This window comes from Streptomyces sp. NPDC030893 (genome assembly GCF_055571535.1).
The window spans coordinates 260,190-282,647 of the sequence record NZ_JBVIFC010000001.1 but is presented as its reverse complement, the minus strand read 5'-3'; the positions used below and the strand labels follow the sequence as shown (position 1 = coordinate 282,647).

Genomic DNA, 22,458 nt, shown 5'->3' with positions numbered 1-22,458 from the left:
ATTCCACGAGGAGGTGGAACGGCGATGGCGAGCATCAAGGACGTCGCTGCCGAGGCGGGCGTGTCCGTCGCCACGGTGTCGCGGGTGCTGAACCGGCACCCGTCCGTCAGCGCGGACGCGCGACGGCGTGTCACCGCCGCCGTCGAGCGGCTCGGCTACCGGCCGAACGCCGTCGCCCGGTCGCTGCGGACCGATCAGACCCGCACCCTCGGGCTGGTCATCAGCGACGTGATGAACCCGTACTTCACCGAGCTGGCCCGCTCCGTCGAGGAGGAGGCCCGCGCGCTCGGGTACAGCGTGATCATCGGGAACGCCGACGAGCGGCCCGACCTCCAGGACCACCATGTGACGACGCTGCTGGACCGGCGCATCGACGGGCTGCTCGTCTCCCCCACCGACGGCGGGTCGCCCGGCATGCTGGGTGCCGCGCGGGCCGGGACGCCCATGGTGTTCGTCGACCGCTGGATCCCCGGCGTGGACGTGCCTGTCGTCCGGTCGGACGGGCGGGCCGCCGTACGGGATCTCGTCGCGCATCTGTACGGGCTCGGGCACCGCCGGCTGGCGATCATCGCCGGGCCCGCCGCCACCACCACCGGCCGGGAGCGCGTGGACGCCTTCCGGGAGGCGCTCGGCGCGTACGGGCTCGCCCTCCCCGGCGCCTACATCGGCCAGGGCGACTTCCAGGCCGACAGCGGACGCCGGGTCACCGAGGGCTTCCTCGATCTGGCCGAGCCGCCCGAGGCCGTGTTCGCCGCCGACAACCTGATGGCGCTCGGCGCGCTGGACGCGATCCGCTCGCGCGGGCTGCGCGTCCCCGACGACATCGCGCTGGCCGCGTTCGACGACATCCCCTGGTTCGTGCACACCGGTCCGCCGGTCACCGCCATCGCCCAGCCGACCCGGGAGCTGGGGCGGGCCGCCGTGCGCGCGCTGGTCGACCGGATCGAGGGACGGACCGGTGAGTCCGTGACCCTCCCCGCCCGGCTGGTCGTCCGCCGTTCCTGCGGTGAGGCGGCCCCCGAAGAACCCCCGTCCCCCGTACGAAGGAGTACGCCGTGAGCAGCCGCAGTCCGGACGAGTTGCTGCGCATCGAGGGCATCCGCAAGACGTTCCCCGGCGTGGTCGCGCTCGACAGCGTCGACTTCGACCTGCGCCGGGGCGAGGTGCATGTGCTCCTCGGTGAGAACGGCGCGGGCAAGAGCACGCTGATCAAGATGCTCTCCGGCGCCTACACGCCCGATGCCGGGCGGATCGTGGTCGGCGGTGAGGAGACCCGCATCGACGGTGCGCAGGACTCCGAGCGGCTCGGAATCGCCACCATCTACCAGGAGTTCAACCTGGTGCCCGATCTGACGGTCGCCGAGAACATCTTCCTCGGGCGGCAGCCGCGCCGGTTCGGGATGATCGACCGGAGGAAGATGGACGCGGACGCCGAGGTGCTGCTCCAGCGGGTGGGGGTCAAGGTCTCCCCCCGGGCGCGGGTGCGTGAACTCGGTATCGCACGGCTCCAGATGGTGGAGATCGCGAAGGCGCTCAGCCTGGACGCGCGCGTGCTCATCATGGACGAGCCGACCGCCGTCCTGACCTCCGAGGAGGTCGAGAAGCTGTTCGCGATCGTGCGGCGGCTGCGCGAGGACGGCGTCGGGATCGTCTTCATCACCCATCACCTGGAGGAGATCGCCGCCCTCGGTGACCGGGTCACCGTCATCCGGGACGGCAGGAGCGTCGGGCAGGTGCCCGCCTCCACTCCAGAGGACGAGCTCGTACGGCTCATGGTGGGGCGGTCCATCGAGCAGCAGTACCCGCGTGAGCGGGGCGACGCCGGTGACGCCCTCCTCAAGGTCGAGGGCCTGACGCGCGACGGTGTCTTCCACGACGTGAGTTTCGAGGTGCGGGCCGGTGAGGTCGTCGGCATCGCGGGACTCGTGGGCGCCGGGCGGACGGAGGTCGTGCGGGCGGTGTTCGGGGCGGATCCGTACGACGCCGGGTCCGTGCACGTCGCGGGCGCACCGCTGCGCCGGCATGACGTGAACGCCGCGATGGCGGCCGGGATCGGGCTGGTGCCCGAGGACCGCAAGGGGCAGGGGCTGGTGCTCGACGCCTCCGTCGAGGAGAACCTCGGGCTCGTCACGCTCCGCTCCACCTCCCGCGCGGGACTGGTCGACCTCAAGGGGCAGCACACGGCGGCGGAACGCATCGCGGGGCAGCTCGGCGTGCGGATGGCCGGTCTCGGGCAGCACGTGCGGACACTGTCCGGCGGCAACCAGCAGAAGGTCGTCATCGGCAAGTGGCTGCTGGCCGACACCCGGGTGCTGATCCTCGACGAGCCGACGCGCGGCATCGACGTCGGCGCGAAGGTCGAGATCTACCAGCTCATCAACGAACTGACGGCCGCCGGTGCCGCCGTGCTCATGATCTCCAGCGATCTGCCGGAGGTGCTGGGCATGAGCGACCGGGTCGTGGTCATGGCGCAGGGGCGCGTCGCGGGCGAACTCCCCGCCGAACGGGCCACGCAGGACGCCGTGATGGCGCTCGCCGTCAGCACGCACACCAACGGAACGGACGGAACGGAGGCCTCCCGTGGCCACTGACACGCTCAAGAGCAAACCGGGCGCGCAGGGCGGCGCCACGGGCGGCCTGCGCCGCCTGCTCCTCGACAACGGCGCGCTGACCGCGCTGATCGTCCTCGTGATCGCCATGTCGGCGTTGTCCGGGGACTTCCTGACCGCCGACAACCTCCTCAACGTCGGCGTGCAGGCCGCCGTGACCGCGATCCTCGCCTTCGGCGTCACCTTCGTCATCGTCTCGGCGGGCATCGACCTGTCGGTCGGTTCGGTGGCGGCACTGTCGGCGACCGTGCTGGCGTGGAGCGCGACCGAGGCCGGGATGCCGGTCGTCCTGGCGGTGCTCCTCGCCGTCGTCACGGGCATCGCGTGCGGTCTGGTGAACGGTTTCCTCGTCTCGTACGGGAAGCTGCCGTCGTTCATCGCGACGCTGGCGATGCTGTCGGTGGCGCGCGGTCTGTCGCTGGTCATCTCGCAGGGCTCGCCCATCGCGTTCCCCGACTCCGTCTCCCACCTCGGTGACACGCTCGGCGGCTGGCTGCCGGTGCCGGTGCTCGTCATGGTGGTGATGGGGCTGCTGACCGCCTTCATCCTGGGGCGGACGTACATCGGGCGTTCCATGTACGCCATCGGCGGCAACGAGGAGGCCGCCCGGCTGTCCGGTCTGCGCGTGAAGCGGCAGAAGCTCGCCATCTACGCCTTCTCGGGTCTGTTCGCCGCCGCCGCGGGCATCGTGCTCGCTTCCCGGCTGGCCTCCGCGCAGCCGCAGGCCGCGCAGGGCTACGAACTGGACGCGATCGCCGCCGTCGTCATCGGCGGTGCCTCGCTGGCGGGCGGCACCGGCAAGGCGTCGGGCACGCTGATCGGCGCGCTGATCCTGGCCGTGCTGCGCAACGGGCTCAACCTGCTGTCCGTCTCCGCGTTCTGGCAGCAGGTCGTCATCGGTGTCGTCATCGCGCTGGCCGTTCTCTTCGACACGCTGCGCCGCAAGGCGGGTGCCACCACTCCGGCCGCCGGGGCGTCCGGGAGCGGCAACCGGGGCAAGCAGGCACTCACGTATCTCCTCGCGGCCGTCGTCGCCGTCGCGGTGGTCGCCGCGACCTCGCTGCTGCACAACGGGTCCTCGGCGGCCAGGACGCAGCGGATCGGTCTGTCGCTGTCGACGCTCAACAACCCGTTCTTCGTGCAGATCCGGGCCGGTGCCGAGGAGGAGGCGAAGAAGCTGGGCGTGGACCTGACGGTCACCGACGCGCAGAACGACGCCTCCCAGCAGGCCAACCAGTTGCAGAACTTCACCAGCGGCTCGCTCTCCTCCGTCATCGTCAACCCGGTGGACTCCGACGCCGCAGGGCCCGCGGTGCGCGGCGCGAACAAGGCGGACATCCCCGTCATCGCCGTGGACCGGGGCGTCAACAAGGCGGACGCGGCGGCGCTGGTCGCCTCCGACAACGTCGAGGGCGGCGCGCTGGGCGCCAAGGCGCTCGCCGAGAAGCTCGGCGGCAAGGGCACCATCGTCATCCTCCAGGGCCAGGCCGGCACCTCCGCCAGCCGGGAGCGCGGGGCGGGCTTCGCCGAGGGGCTGAAGGACTACCCGGGCATCAAGGTCGTCGCCAAGCAGCCCGCGGACTTCGACCGCACCAAGGGCCTGGACGTGATGACGAACCTGCTCCAGGCGCACCCCGACATCAACGGTGTCTTCGCGGAGAACGACGAGATGGCGCTCGGCGCGATCAAGGCGCTCGGCTCCAAGGCCGGGAAGTCGGTCCAGGTCGTCGGCTTCGACGGCACGCCGGACGGGCTGAAGGCGGTCGAGGCGGGTTCGCTGTACGCGTCCGTCGCGCAGCAGCCGAAGGAACTGGGCCGGATCGCCGTGCGCAACGCGTTGAAGGCCGCCGACGGCGAGAAGGTGGAGAAGATGGTGAAGGTTCCGGTGAAGGTGGTCACGAAGGAGAACGTGGCCGGCTTCGAGGGCTGACACCGGACGCGTGGACGCGCGGACGCGCGGCACAGGGACATCGGGGCGGGCGGTCACGTCGACCGCCCGCCCCCCACTCGGATCGGGGAGCGATTCATGTACGACTACGACCTCCTGGTCGTCGGATCGGCCAACGCCGACCTGGTGATCGGTGTCGAGCGCCGGCCGGGCGCCGGGGAGACGGTGCTCGGCTCCGACCTGACCGTCCACCCGGGCGGCAAGGGCGCGAACCAGGCGGTCGCCGCCGCCCGGCTCGGTGCCCGTACGGCCCTGCTGGCGCGGGTCGGCGACGACGGGCACGGCCGGCTGCTGCTGGACTCGCAGCGGGCGGCCGGGGTGGACACCGTGGGTGTGCTGGTGGGCGGGGCGCCGACCGGGGTCGCGCTGATCACGGTGGACCCGTCCGGGGACAACAGCATCGTGGTCTCCCCCGGCGCCAACGGCCGGCTGACCCCGGCCGACGTACGGGCGGCCGGGAGCCTGTTCCACGCCTCCCGGGTGGTGTCCACGCAGTTGGAGATCCCGATGGAGACGGTGGTGGAGGTGGTGCGGAGCCTGTCGCCGGGCAGCCGGTTCGTGCTCAACCCCTCGCCGCCGCAGCCCCTTTCGGCGGAGATCCTGGCGGCCTGCGATCCGTTGATCGCCAACGAGCACGAGGCGAAGGTCATCCTGGGTGACGCGGGCACCCTCAGCGACGAACCCGAGGACTGGGCGCGGCTGTTGCTGGCGAAGGGCCCGCGCTCGGTGGTGGTGACGCTGGGCGGCGAGGGCGCGCTGGTCGCCTCCGCGGAGGGCACCGCCCGGGTGCCGTCCGTCAAGGTGCACGCCGTGGACACCACCGGCGCGGGTGACGCGTTCACCGCGGCGCTGGCCTGGCGGCTGGGCGCGGGCGAGCCGCTGGCGGAGGCAGCGGCGTACGCGGCCCGGGTGGGGGCGGCGACGGTCACCAAGGAGGGGGCGCAGGTGTCGTACCCGACGGCGGCGGAGGTCGCCGCGCTGTGAAGAAGCACGGAATCCTGAACCGGCACCTCTCCGGCGCCCTCGCCGAACTCGGGCACGGGGACGGGGTGCTGGTGTGCGACGCCGGCATGCCGATACCCGACGGACCGCGCGTGGTGGACCTGGCCTTCCGGGCCGGGGTGCCGTCCTTCGCGGAGGTGCTGGAGGGGCTGCTCGGCGAGCTGGTGATCGAGGGCGCGACGGCCGCCGTCGAAGTACGCGGCGCCAATCCGGCAACGGCGGAACTGCTGTCCGGCCACTTCCCCGCCCTCGCGCTGGTCCCGCACGAGCGCCTCAAGGAGCTGAGCGCCGGCGCCCGGCTCATCGTCCGCACCGGCGAGGCACAGCCGTACGCGAACGTGCTGCTGCGCTGCGGCGTGTTCTTCTGACGCGCCCGTCGGACGCGACGGCGAACGAACTTCGAAGGGGCCCGGTCCGTCGACCGGGCCCCTTCCCTTTCCCTCCCCTGCCAGGACCCCTCACATCCCCCCCGGGTCCCCACCCAGAAGTCCTGACGCGAAGTACGACCCGCGAGGTGGGCGGAGGGTTGTACGGTTCCGTGAAAGTCCTGCGGCACACGAGTTGGACAAGGACGGTCGACAAGTGGGGATCCGACGTCTCGATGGCCCTATGCAGGGGTCTGAGCAGATTCCTGACCGCCGGGCCGCGATGCGTCTTCAGGAGTGGCTTCAGGCGGGCGGCACAGGCGGGATCGACATGATCGGTCTCGACCTGAGCGGGGCGGATCTCTCCGAAGGTATCTTTCAAGAGTCCTGGTTCACCGATGCCAGCCTGGTCGGGGCCAGGCTGGTCGATCCATCGAGGTCGAGTCGGAATACCTGCCCGAGCATCTGCTCAAGCGCACCTGGCTCGGTGAATTCCCCACCTGACCCGACAACCGCGCGAACGTCCTACTGCGGCGCTGCGGGGTGTTCTTCTGAGAAACAGCCTGCAGGGCTCTGCCCGCAGTTCCGCGGCGCCGACAGGCTGTCCCCATCTGGATCGATCATCCAGTGATGGAGAAGAAGATGGTGTCCTGGGTGTACCAGTCGATGTTCTTCGTCGCGTACTCCCAATCGTCGTGCTCGAACTCGAGCTTCTCGATGAGTTCTTGGATGTCGTACCGGAATCCCTCTTCCATACGGTCCAGCACGGCGCGGTAGGCATCGGCAGCGGGCTTGGCCTTGGCCAACGGGAACATGCCGATGTGCGGGCCGTCCACGGGGTAGGGGATGTGGAAGGGGATCTCCATCGGCGGCCCCGAGAACAGGTGTTCATGCAGCAGCAGCTCAGCGCTCACACCCAGGCGGTGCAGTTCTTCGTCGACGAGGCCGAAGAACGTGGATGGCTTGGAGTACACGCCCAGTTCGGAGGAATCGGACGCGTTGCAGTCGATGATGTGCTGAAGGGCACGGTAGTAGGCGCCGGCCGCGTACTCCGCGTTCGAACTTGCGTGACCTGCCAGGAGGTGTTCGAGGGCGTCAGGGATCGACAAACCCCAGTCGATACCCTGTCGGTCGAGTTCCAGTTGGCTGTTCTGCGCCCTCTCGCGTATCCGGTCGAGGATGCGCTGCTGCTCGGACGTGAGGTTGCCGACGGCACCGAGAAAGCCCAGGACGTCGGCCTTGTCGGCTGTGCTGTACGAAATGATCCGGCTCATGGTCGCAATGCTGCCAGCCGCCACTGACATCCAACTCAGCGGGCAAGGCCTCTCTCACAGATCCTCATCGGTGAGAGAGGATGCAGGTCCGGAGGAGTTCGAACGAAGCCCAGCCAAGTGGTCTGCGAGGGTGCGCCGTTGAGGAGCGGTGTCGGTCGTGGGGCAACTCCTCGCATCAGCAGTTCGACACATGCGGCAGCAAGGGCCTGCTAGGTGGTCGCGATGGTAACGCCGGGACCACCTCACTGCACCAGCCCCTGATCGTGCCGGAGTGCGGAGGTGAGCGCGCGGGCCGTCGCTACGTTGCAGCGGCCCAGGTCGATCAGCACAAGGGCCGTGGGGCCGGTGCACGAAGCCGTGTCGAGGCCGAGGGACGGCAGCTTCACCCCCGCCGCCGCGAGCGCCTCGCGCAGGTCCTCACACGCCTGTTCCACGTCCCTCATGTCAGAGAACCTCCCCTCTGCTGCGGGCGTTGGCCTTGGCCACCCGCGCTCGCATCGGTTCCCCGGGCCGTTCACGGACGTGCAACGGCCGCACGTCGGCGGGCAGTGCCGTCCATTCCGTGCCGCCGCCCTCGGGGCGCAGCCAGACGAAGCCGTCCTGGTGGTCCATGACGATGCCGCGCCTCTCCGTGCGTACGTCGTAGGCGAGTCGGCCGGCCGGGAAGGCATCCCTCTGCTTTTCACTGTTCACGCTCTCAGCGTCGTGGCGGGCGTGGGTGGCCGGCCAGGGTGACGGTGTTCCGAAGGGGGGTCCGGGACGGCCATCACTTGGGCGTCATCACCGTTCGCGTCCACACTGTCACTGTACGCGACTACCGTTGGCGCGTGTCCCGTCCCTCCGAGAGCGCGGGACGGCATGCGGCACGGCACACGGCAAGGGAGCACCGACCACCATGACCCAGCCCTCCTCCCGCGACCTCGAACCCGTTCACTCCGCCCGTGACCTGTACGGCGTCGAACTGCGCCGCCAACGCCAGCTCATCGGGCTGTCGCTGGACCGGATGTCGGACATCGTCAACTACAGCAAGACACACCTGCACGGCGTGGAGACCGGTGAGCGGCTCCCGCTGCCGCCGATCTCGGAGAAGCTGGACGCGGCCTTCGGGACGGGGGAGCTGTTCCAGGGGTTGTGGGGGGCGGTGAAGCGGGAGCACACGCCGAGGCGGTTCGATCACTGTCTGGAGCTGGAGGCTCGGGCGGTGCGGATTCAGGAGTTCTGCGCAGGAATCATCCCCGGACTGCTCCAGACACCGGCATACATGCATGCGCTGTTCCCTGAGGGAAACCCCCAGATGAGCCCCAGGGAGATCGACTCCTTGGTCGCCGCGCGCCTGGGACGTCAGGAGGTTCTGCGCCGTGACAACCCTCCGCACTTCTGGTGGATCCTTGGCGAAGCAGCCCTACGGCAGGCAGTGGGCGGGCCAGAGGTGATGTACGGGCAACTCGCGGCCCTGCTTCCCCTGGTGCAATCGCGCTGCACGACGATTCAGGTCGTCCCGTTCGCGGCGGGCTCATGCACCTTGATGAACGGCACGCTCATCCTGCTCACGCTCCCGGACAACTCCACCACCGTGTACCAGGAAGGCCCCAGGAACGGCGAGGCCTTCGACGACTGCGAGACCGTCAGGCAGCGCGTGCGAGAGTACGATCTGATGAAGGCCAGCGCCCTCCCGCCAAGGGATTCGGCAGCGTTGATCAAAGCGACGATGGGGATGTACGAGCCATGCGAGCCATCCGGGAACTGAGCAGTGTCCGCTGGCGCAAGTCCTCCTACAGCGGAAACCAGCAGGGGGATGCCTGCGTCGAGGTCTGCGACGGCTTTCCCGGAGCAGTCCCCGTACGCGACAGCAAGAGTGTGACCGGCCCTGTGATTATGCTCGACGGGGTGGCCTGGCGATCGTTCGTCGATGGCATCAAGGACAGCTGCCTGTAGGGCGGTTGTGAGGTTACGGTCTCGGTGTCGTTCCGGGGCTCGCTTCGGCACACGCCTCGGCGTCGCCAGCCCTGCCCCCAGGCGCTGGGTGGCATCTTCTTCCCGTTCATGTCCGGATCGCGTCACATCGTGATCAACCGCGTTGCGTCCGCAACGGGTTGTGCGACAGCATGTTCGAGTAAAGCTGTGATGTGCGGGACGCATGGGGGTGCGCGTGAAGTTCGACATGGGGTCCACGACGCTGTCGGATCTGGGGCGGAACACGGCCGGTTCGAGTACCGACCTGGGCACGCTGATCCGGATGCTGATCCAGGCGGCCGAGCCGCTGGAGGGCAAGTTCAACGGGGCCGGCAAGGTCGCCTTCGACTCGTTCAAGACGCGTGCGGACGAGATCACCGCCGCGCTCAACGGGTCGCTTGCCGCGATCCTCGAAGGTCAGGGCGGTATGGACACCGCGTTCACGACCGGTGAGGGCGAGCAGCAGGACAACGCGCAGAAGAACATGGGTGCCGCCAACTTCGACGCGGCCCGCTTCGGCGCGCGCTGAACCACCGGACCGAGCGGACGACAAGAGATACAGGGGGCTTGAGGATGGGTCAGAACCTGGACCGCCGTTCCTACGACACCGGTGCTTCGAGCGAGGTGCAGGGCGGACTGCAGGGGATCATCGCGCAGTTGGAGCGGGTGCTCGCCGACCGTGACAAGGCCGTGAAGGCCGCCATGGCCGACTTCCAGGCCGACGGGGTCTCCGAGGAGTACCACGGCAAGGAAGTGCGCTGGAACCGTGCGGCGAACGAGGTGCGCAGCATCATCCAGCTGGTGCGTACGACCCTTGAGGACAACGACGGGACGGCCCAGTCGACGATGGCGAGGGCGCGCGCCGCGGTCGACAACATCGGCTGACGCGGGCACGACGGCGGCTGACGCGGGCACGACGGCGGGCTGCGGGCGACGGCGGACCGGAGTACGGGGAAACGGGGAATCCACATGACGGGGTGGGACATCTCGCCATCGGGCGTTCAGGGCGTCCTCAATGAGATGGCGAAGGCAGCCGAAGGCCTCGCGAACACGGGGAAGGCCTTGCAGCTGACCCTGCCGAGCGCGGCGAAGTCGGCCGGCACGATCCAGCAGGGCGGTGTGGAGCGCAGCGGGGTCCAGGGCCCCGTCGCGAATGCGCTGAGTGAATTCTTCACCGCGTATCAGGAGAAGTTGATGTATGTCTCGGTGCGTACGTCCAACTCCTACAACGGGGCGTTCAACGCGACCACCGCGTATGTCAGGGGTGACCTGGAGATGGCCGCGCTGCGCCAGGCGGACGCGTTGAAGGAACCGGTGATCGACCTGTCGGGGGCCGATGACGGGCAGCAGGGGGGCCGGTGAGCGCGACCCCGATCGACCCGCAGAACATTCCGCAGTTCACCGGTGATCTGGAGCAACTGGGCACGGACCACATGCTGTTGACGGCGGAGGCGATCGCGTTCCGTCAGTCCGGCTCGGACGTCCATACCCGGTTCCAGGGGCTGTCGGCGCACTACACGGCTCCGGAGGCGGAGCAGTTGTTCGCGACGACGGCGCCGGTGGCGGCCAAGTCCGACGAGTTCGCGGACGACCTGGAGAAGGTTGCGGCGGCGCTCAGCTCGTACGAGACGGAGATCCAGCCGCTCGTGGCGAAGCTGAAGAGCCTCAAGCAGCGTGCGGAAACCTTCCGGCAGCAGATAGCGGGCGACGACGACTGGCGCGAGGACGACGACAACGTCCAGCTCAACAACGACCTCGTGCACGACGTCAACACCACCACCGCCGCCTTCTGGCAGGCGGAGATCACCTGCCACAACACGATCACCGCGCTGGTGGGCGGTTCGACGCTGATCGTGGAGAACGGCGCGGAGAAGCGCCTGCTGGAGCGGGGCACCAAGGTCTACGGCTTCACCGCCGACCTGCTGAACCAGTCCGGGGAACTGCCCTGGGGCAGCACCGTGGAGAAGGAGCGGCACGGGCTGGACTGGCTGGGCCACCAGGTGTGGGAGTTCGGCAAGGGATTCGTCGTCGACGGGGTGTGGGGCACGATCCGGGGGCTGGGCACCCTCGTCGGTTTCGACGGCTGGGACGCGGCAGGCGAGGCCTGGAAGGGGCTCGGGAAGCTGGCCACCGGTGTGCTCATCACCGCGGTGCCCGTGGTCGGCGTCGCCTACTGGGCCGCGCCCGAGGACAAGCTGCCCTCTTACCTGCGGGACTCCCGCAACACGGTCAAGGAGGCCGGCAAGGCGCTGGTGGCCTGGGACCAGTGGGGTGAGAACCCCGCGCGGGCGAGCGGCGCGGTCACGTTCAACGTGCTGACGACCGTGTTCACCGGGGGCGCCGGTGCCGCGGCGAAGAGCGGCGCGGTGGCCCGTACGGTGGGTGCGCTCGGCAAGACCGCGCGGCTGGTCGACCCGATGACGTATCTGGGCAAGGCCGCGACGTTCGGCACGGCCAAGGTCTCCGACCTGTTCGCCAGTCTGCGGGGCGTGCAGGCAGGCACGTACGCCGAGGTCCTGTCCGGCGCGGGGCGTGTCCAGCCCGACGGCAGCGTCGTACGGACCGCCGACGACATGCCGGTCATCCGCGACAACATCGTGGAGTGGCCGGACGGCACCCGCCTGAACCTGGACGACGGCTCGGTCGTCCGCCCGGACGGGACGGCTGCGCCGGCGAAGGTCGAACTGTCGGCGGCGGACCGGAGCCTGCTGGAGCAGAACCTGCGGCACGAGGAGAACGTGCTCGTCGGGGCGGGCGACCGGGCGGGTGCGCATGTGGCCGGGGGCACGGCGGCCCACGTCGGCGGCGACGCGACCGGGCGGGCCGGCGGGAACACACCGGCCTCCGCTCACGCCGGCGAACCCGCCGGGGCACGCGGCACGGACACGGTGCCCGCCCGCGACACGGGCGGGGGCGCGGCGGGGGGCGACGGGCCTTCGGGCGGCGGATCCGACAGAGCAACAGGCCATGCCGACGGGTCCGGTACCGGTCACGAGCCATCGAGGTCTTCCGCAAGCTCAAGTGGTCCTGATCACCATTCCGAGGGAAGGCGCTCTTCCGGGGACCGGGAACTCAGCGCCGCGGAACGCAAGCGCATACAGGACGAGCACGTCTGGAAGGCCAACAACGACCCGGCTTGGCGCGATGAGCACTATGACGCTCTCGACCGACGCAAGGAAGCCTCAAGAATCGTTGACGGTGTCGAATTGCCCATCCTGGCCAGGGACGCAAGCGGTAACCTGGTAGCCAAACACGACCTGCCGAGCGGCCCTTCGGATGTCAAGTACGGCCGGACACCCCTGGGGCCGGACTCGGTGACCCCAGCACATCGTCCTGAACTCGACAGGCTGGCGAAGGACCGAAAGGTGGCGGGAGATCTCACCGACGCAAAGAAGGCAGTCGAGGAATCCCCTACACCCGATGCACACGATGCCCTCAAGAGAGCGCAGGAGGCATACACCGCACAACTCGGCGATGTGCCGAACAACAGCAAGATATCCGAGAGACTGGGCGAGAAGGCCGCTGAACTGCACGTAGTTCCGCGTCAATTCCCAGGCGCCGAGTGGATACCACTTCCAAAGACGCCCAACGGCGCAGACATGTTCGACCAGGTGTACAAACTCGGCGATGACGGAAGCTACGTGATCGTCGAAGCGAAGGCGCCCTCAGCGGACCTCGGTTGGCGCAGAGGAGCGGGCCCCTATCAAGGCATGATGGTTAAACAGGGGACCAAGGAATACGTCTACACAATCCTTGACAAAATGTGGGCACGAGGCGGGAAGGATTCCGAGATCGCCAACGCCCTCGATGACGCTCTGGAAAACAAGAAACTGCAGTACGTCCTAGTGAAGGCGCAGGAGAACACGGGATCCTACACTGGTGCCGTGATGGAACACTTCAAGATCGGTTAGAGGAGAGGTTCAGTGGTCACGAGCGTTCCGCGCCATGACTTCCGCACGGACAACGCGGCCGAGGCCATGGCGCCACTCATTGAGGGGACACGCCGGGTCCTCGACCGACTGGAAAGGTCGGAGATGTCCCGCCATCGGGCACTGAGCAGCACCCTGACGATGGCCAAGTGGCGCTGCCTGACGGACCCCGAAGCCGCCAAACTTGAGACGTGGGAGGCCTGGGTCACCGCCATGCAGGTCGGCTGCGCCCTTTTCGACTCGGCCACAGCCACCGAGGGGCCCGTACCGTGCCGGATCGGGAGCACGGGCGAGGTGAAGAACCTGCCTCCGACGGGGCCGATGCCTTACACGCATGCGGGGGCTTGGCTCACGTCGGTCTATCTGGCGACGATCTGCCGCGAGAACGATCGCCTCGATCGACTCATGCAGGTACCTGTGTCATTTCTCCGTTCCTCTGTTCCCGAGGGCGCATTTTTCGACGACCATGTCTACGACTGGGTGGAGGCTCTTCAGAACTACTGGGCCGGTCGGGCAACGGAGATGTGGGACAAGCTGGTATCAGCGGTCAAAGGCACCGATCCCGAGCGAGAGGGTGTCACTGACAAGGAAATGACGCTGAAGATCCTTTATCCGCCGCTCGAACTCTTCCACCGCTTCCAATTGCGGGAAATTGATCAGTTCAACAGTGCGCTGGTTGACGCCGTCACTGGGCACAAGCAGTACTGGGCCGGCGACGCCGCGCGCGCCCTGAGCGGTGACGGCCTGGTGGCTCTCGCCCCCCTCGCGTTGGCCTGCATGGCTTACGACAACGAGTTCCCGGTCGAGACTGAATCCGAATACTTGCCCAAGCACCTTCTGAAGCGTTCGTGGCTCGGCGAATTCCCCACCTGACCCGACTTGAGGTGAATGATCAGCGTGTCCGCCCAGGAGTACGACAGTCAGCTGCTCGAATCCGTTTCCGTGCGGCGGCGGCGGTTGCGGGATGCTCTGGTGTTCGGGGCGCAGCGGCAACGGCGGGCCGTGGACGAGCGGTTGGGGAAGGTGGTCGCCGGGATGGTGATCGCGGCCGTGCTGTGTGCGGGGTGTGTGGGGTGGTCGTTCGTGTCGCATCGGCTGATGGGGCAGGACAGCCCGTACTCCCCCGGTGTTTCCACGCCTTCCAGCGGTCCTACAAGCCGGTGATAGGTTCGCGAACGTGATGTCTACGGGGGCCTTGAGCAGGGAAACGGCCAGTGGGCCCGCGGTGTTGAGCCGGGTCACGCTGGTCGGTGAGCGGCGGCGTGTCGACCTGGTGCTTCCGGCGCGGGAGCCGGTCGGGCTGCTGCTGCCCGAGATCATGCGGGTGCTGGACGACCGCGCGGCGGGGCGGCCCGCCGTACGTCATCTCGTCACGGTGGACGGTTCCGCGCTCGATCACGACAGCACACTGGAGAGTTCGGGCATTCGTGACGGTGCCGTGCTGCGTCTGGTCCGTGCGGAGGACGCACCGCCCGCTCCCGTCGTGCACGACGTCACCGACGAGGTGGCCGAGGACCTCGGTCACCGGGCGTGGGTGTGGGGGCCGGCCGCGCGGCGGGTCACGGCGGGGGCCGCGAGCGTGGGCTGGGTGGTGGTCGCCGCCCTGTTCGCGCGTGCGCAGTACGACCGGCCGGTCGTCGCCGGTGCCCTGCTCGCCGCCGCCGGTGCGACAGCCGTCGCCGGTGCGGTCCTGGGGCGGATGCGCAGGCACGGGCTTGCCGCGACCCTGCTGTGTGCCGGTGGCGCGCTCGGGGTGCTGGGTGTGTGGAGCCTTGTCGACCACCTCGGGGGGTCCTCGGCGGGCGCTCTGCGGCTCGGCGGGGTGGCCGCCGTGGGTGTGCTGTTCCTCGCGCTGCTCGGGCTGTTCACGCCGCTCGGGCGGGGCGGGATCGTGGGCGCCGGTGCCGTGGCCGTGACCGCCGTCGGCTGGGAGGCCGTCGTCGCCGTGCAGTCCGGTGCCGGGACGGCACAGGAGCAGGCCCGGGTCGGGGCGGTGCTCGGCGTCGTCTGTGTGGTGGCGCTCGGGGTGCTGCCGCGGCTCGCGCTGATGGTCTCCGGGTTGTCGGGGCTCGATGATCGCCGGTCCGGAGGGGTCTCCGTCAGCCGGCATCAGGTGTCCGCCGCCCTGGCCGCCGCCCATCGTGGTCTGGTGCTCGCCACGGTCACCCTGGCCGGGTCGGCCGCCGCGGCCGCCGTGCTGGCGCTGCGGGACCCCTCCGTGTGGACGGTGTCGCTGGCCGCGGTCGTCGCGGTCGTGCTGACCCTGCGGGCGCGGGCGTTCCCGCTGGTCGCCGAGGTGGTCGTGCTGCCGGTCGCGGCGGCGGTCGTCGTCGTACGGCTGCTGGTGGTGTGGGCGGAGCGGGCCTCGGCCGCGGCGCCGCTGGCCGTCCTCGTCGCCCTGGCGGTCCTGCCGCTCGTCGTGCTCGCGGTGCAGCCCGCCGAGCATGTACGGGTACGGCTGCGGCGCGCCGGTGACCTGCTCGAATCGGTGGGAGTCATCACGTTGCTCCCGCTGCTCGTCGGCGTGTTCGGTGTGTACGGGCGACTGCTCGACACCTTCGCTTGAGGGCTTGAGGGGCGCGGCGGCATGACGAGCGGAGAGCAGGGGCGGGAGCGGCCGGCGGCACACGGCGCGGACGGAAACGGCGGCGGCGGTGGCGGTGGCGGTGGCGGCGGCGGCGGTGGCGGTGGCGGCGGCGGCGGCGGCAGCAGCAGCAGTAGCAGCGACTGGCAGCGGGATGTGTTGCGGGAGCTGAGCGGGGGTGGCGGCTTCGGTGGCTCCGGGAACGCCGGGGAAGCACAGGACTCCGGGGACTCCGGAAACGCCAGGAACTCCGCGAGCAGCCACCCCGCCCCGCAGCCCTCCGGCGCCCCGCTCCCGGAGCGGCCCGCGGCGCCCGCCGTCCCCGCCCCCGGCTCCCGCCTCCCCGCCGCCCCCGCCCCCGAGTCCTCCGCCACCCTCGATCCCCGGCTTCTCCTCGCCCTGGGGCGTCCCCTGCACGGTGACTCCGTGTCCCGTCGTACCGGGAGGGCGCTGCGGGGGCTCGCCTCGTCCGTGTCCCGGGACGTCGCCGAACAGACCCGGATCGCCCGTGAGGTGCAGCAGCCCGTCACCACGGGGCGGGTGGTGGCCGTCACCTCCATCCGGGGCGGTGTCGGCAAGTCCACCGTCTCCGCGCTGCTCGGGCGCACCCTCAACCACTACCGGCACGACCCGGTGCTGACCCTGGAGGCGGACACCGCGCTGGGCACCCTGCCGGTGCGCATGGGCGCCGAGGCGGTGCGCTGGACCTGCGCCGATCTCGCGGCGGTCCTCCAGCCGTCCATGAGTCTGACGGACGTGACCGGCTACCTGGTGCCGGTGTCCGACGGCGGCTGGCTGCTGCCCGCGAGCCGGGGCCAGGTCGGTCCGCCGCTCGACATGACGGCGTACCGGAAGGTGACGCTGGCGCTGCGCCGCTACTTCGCGGTGATCGTGGCCGACTGCGAGACCCTGCCGGGCGAGGTGGCCCGTACGGCGATGGACACCGCGCACGCCCGGGTCGTGGTCGCGCCGATCACGGCGGAGGGTGTCGGCGCGACCCGCCTGGTGCTGGACTGGCTGGCGCGGTTGCCGCACTCGGCGCTGTCCACGACGGTCGTGGCACTGATGGCCGGCACCCCCGACACGCTCCTCGACGAGAAGACCGCCGCCGGGCACCTCAAGGAGACCGGTGTCGCCGTCGTCACGGTGCCGTACGACCGTCATCTGGCCGGCGGGGGTCCCATCCGCACCGATCTCCTGGCGCACGCCACGCGACAGGCCGTGCTGCGGCTGGCCGCCGAGGTGATGGAACGCGCGGTGAGGGTGCGGTGAGCGTCCCGTCCCCGGGGGCGCGGCCCCCCGTCCGGCCGCTCCTGCCCCGTCACCCCTCGTCCCCCACCCGTTCCGGAGAGGTCCGCCCGTGACCCTGCGCATCGTCCACCGGCCCGCCCGCAGCACCCGGCCCGCCGGGCCCGCCCGGCCCCGTCCGGTCGAGGCGCCGCCCAACCTGCCCGAAGGGAAGATCGGCAACGCGGCGACCGCGCTGCTGCCGATGGCCGGCGTCATGGGTTCCGTGATCATGATGACCGTGATCCGCAACAGCCGGTTCGCGGTGGTGGGCGCGGTGGTGCTGGTCTTCGCGCTGCTGGGGGCGGTGGCGCTGTTCCTGTCGCAGCGCGGCAAGGCGCAGCGCACCCGGCGTACGCAGCGGGAGCGTTACCTGGAGTACCTGGAGGAGCTGCGGGAGGAACTCGGCGCCGCGCAGCGCCGGTTGCGGGATGCCCAGCGGGAGCTGAATCCGCCGCCGGCGGCCCTGTACGACCTGGTGCGGGACCCCGCCCGGCGGTGGGAACGGCGGCGCGGGGACGCCGACTTCCTGCGCGTGCGGGTCGGTGTGGGGGACGTACCGGTGCCGGAGCCCGCGATCGAGCAGAGCGGGTCCGGCGGGGTGCTGACGCCTCCGGACCCGTTCATGCTCAACGAGGCGCGCGCCCTCCAGCGCCGGTTCGCGTCGGCCGCCGACATGCCTCTGACGGTGCCGCTGGACCGGGCGGGGAACGTCAGCGTGGTCGGCGAGCGGGAGGACGTACTGCGGGTCGTCCGGGCGTTGTTGGCGCAGACGGCGGTGGTGCACGCTCCCGACGACGTGGCGCTGGCGCTGGCCGTGCCCGGGGAGCGGATCGGTGAGTGGCAGTGGGCGAAGTGGCTGCCGCACGTGCTGGATCCGCGGGCGCACGACGGTCCGGTGGCCGCCCGCCGCATCGCGCCCGACCTCGGGCAGCTGGCCGGTCTGCTGCGGCACGAGCTGGGGCGGCGCTCCGCCTACGCGGCGGAGGTGCGGCGCGGTCTGGCCGACCGCGGCGCGCTGCGGCTGGCGGACCGGCTGCTGGTGGTCGTCGACGCGCACGGCGAGCCGGCCGCCGAACTGCCCCGCCCCGACTCGGCGGTGGGGCTGGCGGACATGGGCGTCACCGTGCTGCACCTGCTGCGGGAGCGGGTGCACGAGCCGGACGAGGTGAGCGTGCGCGTCACCGTCGACGGGGAGCGGGTGACCGTCGAGGACCTGCGCGCCTCCGCCACCGACACCCCCGAGGGTGCCCCGGCCCCGGTCGCCGAGGGCACCGTCGACCCGGTCACCGCGGCCGGGGCGGAGGGCATCGCCCGGCTGCTGGCGCCGCTGCGGCTGTCACCGGAGTCCGTCGCCGAGGGCAGCCCCGTCACCGGGCCGGTCGACTTCCCCGCGCTCCTCGGCATCACCGACCCCGCCGACCTCCACCTGTCCGCCCTGTGGAAGCCCCGCAGCGAACGCGACTTCCTCCGGGTGCCCATCGGTCTGACGGACCGTCACGAGCCGGTCCTGCTGGACCTGAAGGAGTCGTCCCAGCTCGGCATGGGCCCGCACGGGCTGTGCGTGGGCGCGACCGGTTCCGGCAAGAGCGAGCTGCTGCGCACCCTCGTCCTCGCCCTCGTCGCCACCCACTCCCCCGAGGACCTCGCCCTCGTCCTGGTCGACTACAAGGGCGGCGCCACCTTCGCGCCCTTCGCCGAACTCCCCCACACCGCCGGGATGATCACCAACCTGGAGAACCAGGCCGGGCTCGTCGAACGCGTCCACACCAGCCTCGCCGGTGAGGTCAAGCGCCGCCAGCAGGTCCTGAAGGACGCCGGAAACGTCGCCGACATCGGCCACTACGCGGTGCTGCGCACGACGGAGCGGCCGGACCTCGAACCGCTCCCGCACCTGTTCGTCGTCATCGACGAGTTCGGCGAACTCCTCACCGCCAAACCGGACTTCATCGACCTTTTCCTGTCCATCGGGCGCATCGGCCGCTCCATCGGCGTCCATCTGCTGCTGTCCAGCCAGCGCATCGAGGGCGGCAAGCTCAAGGGCCTCGACACCTATCTGTCGTACCGGCTCGGTCTGCGGACCTTCTCCGCGGACGAGTCCCGTACGGTCCTCGACACCACCGACGCCTTCCATCTTCCGCCCCTGCCCGGCTTCGGGTACCTCAAGGTCGACACCTCCACCTACGAACGCTTCAAGGCGGGATACGTCTCCGGCGCCCACCGCGGCCCCGTGGCCCGCGCACACGGGGACGCCGAGCCGCTCGCCCTGCCCTATCCGGCGTACAACACCGGGGAGCGGGAGGAGGAGCCGGAGGAGCAGCCCGCGGCCACCCGGCGGGAGACCGGCCCCACCGTGCTGTCCCTCATGGTCGGCGGGCTCGCCGGCGCCGCCCCCGCCGTACGGCGTGTGTGGCTGCCCCCGCTGCCGGACGCCGTCGCCCTCGACACGGCCGCCGGGCCGGTCCGGGTGTCCGAACACGGACTGCGCCTGGCACGCGCCGAGGGCGGGATGCGGGTGCCGCTCGGTGTGCTCGACGACCCGGCCCGGCAGTGGCAGGGCCGGTGGGTGGTGGACCTGACCACGGCGGGCGGTCATCTGGCCGTGATCGGCGGCCCCCAGTCCGGCAAGACCACCCTCCTGCGCACCCTCGTGCTGTCCCTGGCGCTCACCCACACCCCCCGCGACGTCGCCGTGTACGGCCTGGACCTGGTCGGTGGCGGACTGTCGGCGCTCGCCGCCCTGCCGCACGTCGGCGGGATCGCCGGACGGGCGGACCGGGAGCGCGCGGCCCGCACCGTCGCCGAGGTGCGCACCATGCTCGCCGAGCGCGAGGAGCTGTTCCGCGAGCACGGCATCGACTCCGTCGACCAGTTGCGCCGGCTCCGCGCCCGGGGCGAACTGTCACGGCTCGGCTCCACCGACGTCGTCCTCGTCGTCGACGGCTTCGGCGCGCTGCGCGACGACTTCGCCGACCTCGACGAGCCGGTCGCCGACCTGCTGAAGCGGGGCGGCGGCTACGGCATCCACGTGGTGGCGGGCATGCTGCGCTGGAACGACGTCCGGATCGCCACCCAGTCGCTCTTCGGCACCCGCGTCGAGCTGCGCCTGAACGACCCCGCCGACTCGTCCGTCGACCGCAAGCTCTCCCAGACGCTCTCGCCCGACGTGCCCGGCCGGGTGCTCACCGACGGGAAGCTGTTCGCGCAGGCCGCCCTGCCCCGGGTCGACGGCTCGGCGACGACCGGTGATCTGGGCCCGGCCCTGGACGAGGCGGCCCGGACCGTCCGCGCCACCTGGCACGGCGAGCCCGCCGCCCCGGTGCGGGTGCTGCCGGCCCGGCTCCCGGTGACCCGGCTGCCCTCGCCGGCCGCCGAGCCGACACGGATACCCCTCGGCCTCGACCAGGACGCCCTCGCCCCCGTACTGCTCGACCTGTTCGGCGGCGACCAGCACCTGATGGTCCTCGGTGACAACGAGTGCGGCAAGACGAACCTGCTGAAGCTGATCGTCGCCGGGCTCGTCGAGCGGTACTCCGAGGAGGAGCTCGTCTTCGGCGTCTTCGACCCGCGTCGCGGCCTGCGCGGCGTCGTCCCGGAACCGTACCGGGGCGGCTACGCCCACAACGCCACGCTCGCCGCCGCCCTCGCCACGGGCATCGCCGCCGAACTCGACAAGCGGCTGCCCGAGACCGCCGACCCGGACGCGCCCGAGACCGGTGAACCCGCCTTCCGCGGCCCGCGGATCGTGATCCTCGCCGACGACTACGACATCCTCACCACCGCCGGACAGCAGCCCCTCGCGCCGTTCCTGCCGTACGTCTCCTCCGCACAGGACATCGGCCTGCACTTCGTCCTGGCGCGCCGCACCGCGGGAGCCTCCCGCGCGCTGTACGAACCGCTGCTGACCACCCTGCGCGAGACGGGCACCACCGCCCTGGTGATGGCCGGCGACCGCACCGAGGGGCAGCTCTTCCCCGGCCTGTACGCCTCCCAGCAGCCGCCGGGCCGGGGCACCCTCGTCCGGCGCGGCCGGCGCCACCAACTCGTCCAGACCGCGCTGACCGGGGCCGGGGAAGGAGAGTCGTGACCAAGGACGTCATCGCCCTCACGCCGAGGATGCCGGACACCTGGGCCCTGCTCGCCGGCCTGTACGCGGGCGGCCCCGAGGCGGCCGTGACCGCCGGGTCCCAGGGGGCCGTGCTGCGTCTGTGCGCCCCGGACGGCAGGCCCCTGGTGTCCGTGGAGGCCCCGCTGCTCGTCCAGGTCCCCGGGGAGGCCGAGCGGCTGCTCGGGCGGGACATGCCCGTGCCGTTCTGGTGGACCGAGGCCCGGGCCTCCGGCGCGGTGCCCGAGGCGGAACCGCTGGCGGCATCGGTCTGCGGGCGGCTCGCCCTGCTGCTGGGCGGCGGCACCTGGCCCGAGCCGGCGGCGGACACCGGGGTCGTGGACGTACGCGCGGCCGTCGCGCCGGACGACGGACAGCCGGTCGTCGACGTCCTCACCGACACCACCTCCGTCGTCCTGGCCGACCGTCCCGTCCTCGCCCTGACCACCTGGCTGTCCGAGGTGCTGCGCGGCACCTCCGAGTCGGACCGCGCCCTGCAGATCGTCACCCCGCCGCACGTCCGGCTCAGCGCCCCGGCCCGCGCCACCCTCCTCCAGGTGCCCAACCGCTGGGTCGTCCAGGACCCGGCGCAGGGCTACTACGACGGACTGTCCGGGACGGTGCTGCGCTGGCAGGACGGGACGTTCACACCCGCCCTCGGGGCGGACGGCACGGCCACGGTCGCCGAGGCGTTCCGGCGGACCTCCCCGTCACCGGACCGGCAGCTCGTCGTCGCGTTCCGTACGACTCTCCCCGCGCACGAGGACGTCGTCCTGGGCGAAGCGCTCGAGACGGCCTGGCGCGCGCTCACCGGTTCCGCCCCGGCCGGCTGGGGCACCGCGGAACCCGTCAACCTGCCCTGGTCACCGCGGAGGCTGACCGAGCTGGCCCGCGACCGGGCACCCGAACCCACCCATCTGCTCGTGACGGGGCATCCCGGCCGGCCGGCGCTGGCGTGGATCCGGGTCACGCGGACGACCGCGGGCGTCGAGCAGGACGTGACGCTGACCCTCGGCTACGGGAAGGACGAGGAGCCGCCCCTGGAGGCGATCACGCCGCTCGCCGGGACCCTCGTCGGGGAACACGGTCTGACGACGATGCTGGCCTCGGTGCGGCGGGGCTCCCGCGACCTCACCACGGCTCCCGTGCTCCAGGCGCCGCCCGTCCCGGTCGCCTTCACCCTGGGCGCGCGGGACGTGCGGGACATCGGGCTCACCCACGCCCGCCGCCCGCCCGTCGAGGTACGGCCCGTCGCCCTCGGGCCCGCCTCCGGGCCCGCCCTGCACTACCCGCTGGGCGACGGGTCCGACCCCGGTGCCCTCGTCCGGCTGCGCCACCTGGCGGAGCACCTGCGGGCCGGTGTGCCGGGGCCGGAGGCCTGACGGTGCACTCCGCGGGCGGC

General features: G+C 71.0%; 20 protein-coding genes. 17 read left to right on the top strand and 3 right to left on the bottom strand.

Features of this window, described 5'->3' with window-relative positions:
* Positions 1-24: 24 nt before the first annotated feature.
* The 5 genes from ACZ434_RS01240 (at position 25) to rbsD (ending at position 5,927) form a co-directional block, all read left to right on the top strand.
* Positions 25-1,059: a LacI family DNA-binding transcriptional regulator gene (locus ACZ434_RS01240; RefSeq protein WP_468450498.1), complete on the top strand. Its 1,035-nt coding sequence runs from the start codon at positions 25-27 to the stop codon at positions 1,057-1,059.
* The gene (locus ACZ434_RS01235) at positions 1,056-2,591 is read left to right on the top strand and encodes a sugar ABC transporter ATP-binding protein (protein WP_468450496.1); all 1,536 of its coding nucleotides are present in this window, start codon (positions 1,056-1,058) and stop codon (positions 2,589-2,591) included. The genes ACZ434_RS01240 and ACZ434_RS01235 overlap by 4 nt, the downstream gene beginning before the upstream one ends.
* Positions 2,581-4,539 (top strand): ABC transporter permease/substrate-binding protein, encoded by a 1,959-nt coding sequence (locus tag ACZ434_RS01230; protein WP_468450493.1) that lies wholly within the window; start codon positions 2,581-2,583, stop codon positions 4,537-4,539. Before ACZ434_RS01235 ends, ACZ434_RS01230 begins: the two co-directional genes overlap by 11 nt.
* A gap of 96 nt (positions 4,540-4,635) precedes the next feature.
* The gene (locus ACZ434_RS01225; RefSeq protein ID WP_468450491.1) at positions 4,636-5,541 is read left to right on the top strand and encodes a ribokinase; all 906 of its coding nucleotides are present in this window, start codon (positions 4,636-4,638) and stop codon (positions 5,539-5,541) included.
* Positions 5,538-5,927, top strand: coding sequence for a D-ribose pyranase (rbsD, locus tag ACZ434_RS01220; protein ID WP_468450489.1), 390 nt, complete (start codon positions 5,538-5,540; stop codon positions 5,925-5,927). The genes ACZ434_RS01225 and rbsD overlap by 4 nt, the downstream gene beginning before the upstream one ends.
* 617 nt (positions 5,928-6,544) lie before the next feature.
* Here rbsD and ACZ434_RS01215 read toward each other — a convergent pair.
* The 3 genes from ACZ434_RS01215 to ACZ434_RS01205 form a co-directional block, all read right to left on the bottom strand.
* A complete protein-coding gene (locus ACZ434_RS01215) occupies positions 6,545-7,198 on the bottom strand; it encodes a DUF7691 family protein (RefSeq protein ID WP_468450487.1) in 654 nt (217 codons plus the stop codon).
* Between the two features lie 242 nt (positions 7,199-7,440).
* Positions 7,441-7,641, bottom strand: coding sequence for a hypothetical protein (locus tag ACZ434_RS01210; protein WP_468450485.1), 201 nt, complete (start codon positions 7,639-7,641; stop codon positions 7,441-7,443).
* 1 nt (position 7,642) lies between these two features.
* On the bottom strand, positions 7,643-7,891 hold the full coding sequence (locus ACZ434_RS01205) for a hypothetical protein (RefSeq protein ID WP_468450483.1): 249 nt from the start codon (positions 7,889-7,891) through the stop codon (positions 7,643-7,645).
* A 202-nt stretch (positions 7,892-8,093) separates the two neighbouring features.
* Between ACZ434_RS01205 and ACZ434_RS01200 the strand changes: the two genes are divergently transcribed.
* The 12 genes from ACZ434_RS01200 to ACZ434_RS01145 all read left to right on the top strand — a co-directional run bounded on the left by ACZ434_RS01200 (position 8,094) and on the right by ACZ434_RS01145 (position 22,438).
* Entirely contained in the window at positions 8,094-8,945 is an 852-nt protein-coding gene (locus ACZ434_RS01200; RefSeq protein WP_468450481.1) for a helix-turn-helix domain-containing protein, read from the top strand.
* Positions 8,924-9,133, top strand: a complete 210-nt coding sequence (locus ACZ434_RS01195) for a DUF397 domain-containing protein (RefSeq protein ID WP_468450479.1) — start codon at positions 8,924-8,926, stop codon at positions 9,131-9,133. Before ACZ434_RS01200 ends, ACZ434_RS01195 begins: the two co-directional genes overlap by 22 nt.
* A 214-nt stretch (positions 9,134-9,347) precedes the next feature.
* Positions 9,348-9,680, top strand: a complete 333-nt coding sequence (locus ACZ434_RS01190; protein ID WP_468451758.1) for a hypothetical protein — start codon at positions 9,348-9,350, stop codon at positions 9,678-9,680.
* A gap of 44 nt (positions 9,681-9,724) precedes the next feature.
* Positions 9,725-10,036, top strand: a complete 312-nt coding sequence (locus ACZ434_RS01185) for a pore-forming ESAT-6 family protein (protein WP_468450477.1) — start codon at positions 9,725-9,727, stop codon at positions 10,034-10,036.
* Between the two features lie 84 nt (positions 10,037-10,120).
* A complete protein-coding gene (locus ACZ434_RS01180; protein WP_468450475.1) occupies positions 10,121-10,513 on the top strand; it encodes a DUF6507 family protein in 393 nt (130 codons plus the stop codon).
* Positions 10,510-13,062: a hypothetical protein gene (locus ACZ434_RS01175; RefSeq protein ID WP_468450473.1), complete on the top strand. Its 2,553-nt coding sequence runs from the start codon at positions 10,510-10,512 to the stop codon at positions 13,060-13,062. Before ACZ434_RS01180 ends, ACZ434_RS01175 begins: the two co-directional genes overlap by 4 nt.
* A 12-nt stretch (positions 13,063-13,074) precedes the next feature.
* Positions 13,075-13,953 (top strand): immunity 49 family protein, encoded by an 879-nt coding sequence (locus tag ACZ434_RS01170; protein ID WP_468450471.1) that lies wholly within the window; start codon positions 13,075-13,077, stop codon positions 13,951-13,953.
* A 24-nt stretch (positions 13,954-13,977) separates the two neighbouring features.
* The gene (locus ACZ434_RS01165; RefSeq protein ID WP_468450470.1) at positions 13,978-14,244 is read left to right on the top strand and encodes a hypothetical protein; all 267 of its coding nucleotides are present in this window, start codon (positions 13,978-13,980) and stop codon (positions 14,242-14,244) included.
* Between the two features lie 16 nt (positions 14,245-14,260).
* Positions 14,261-15,646 (top strand): type VII secretion integral membrane protein EccD, encoded by a 1,386-nt coding sequence (eccD, locus tag ACZ434_RS01160; protein ID WP_468450468.1) that lies wholly within the window; start codon positions 14,261-14,263, stop codon positions 15,644-15,646.
* 21 nt (positions 15,647-15,667) lie between these two features.
* A complete protein-coding gene (locus ACZ434_RS01155) occupies positions 15,668-16,936 on the top strand; it encodes a hypothetical protein (RefSeq protein ID WP_468450466.1) in 1,269 nt (422 codons plus the stop codon).
* A gap of 88 nt (positions 16,937-17,024) precedes the next feature.
* Complete coding sequence (gene eccCa, locus ACZ434_RS01150) at positions 17,025-21,038, top strand: type VII secretion protein EccCa (protein ID WP_468450464.1); 4,014 nt, start codon at positions 17,025-17,027, stop codon at positions 21,036-21,038.
* Entirely contained in the window at positions 21,035-22,438 is a 1,404-nt protein-coding gene (locus tag ACZ434_RS01145) for a DUF6177 family protein (protein WP_468450462.1), read from the top strand. Before eccCa ends, ACZ434_RS01145 begins: the two co-directional genes overlap by 4 nt.
* Positions 22,439-22,458: the final 20 nt, after the last annotated feature.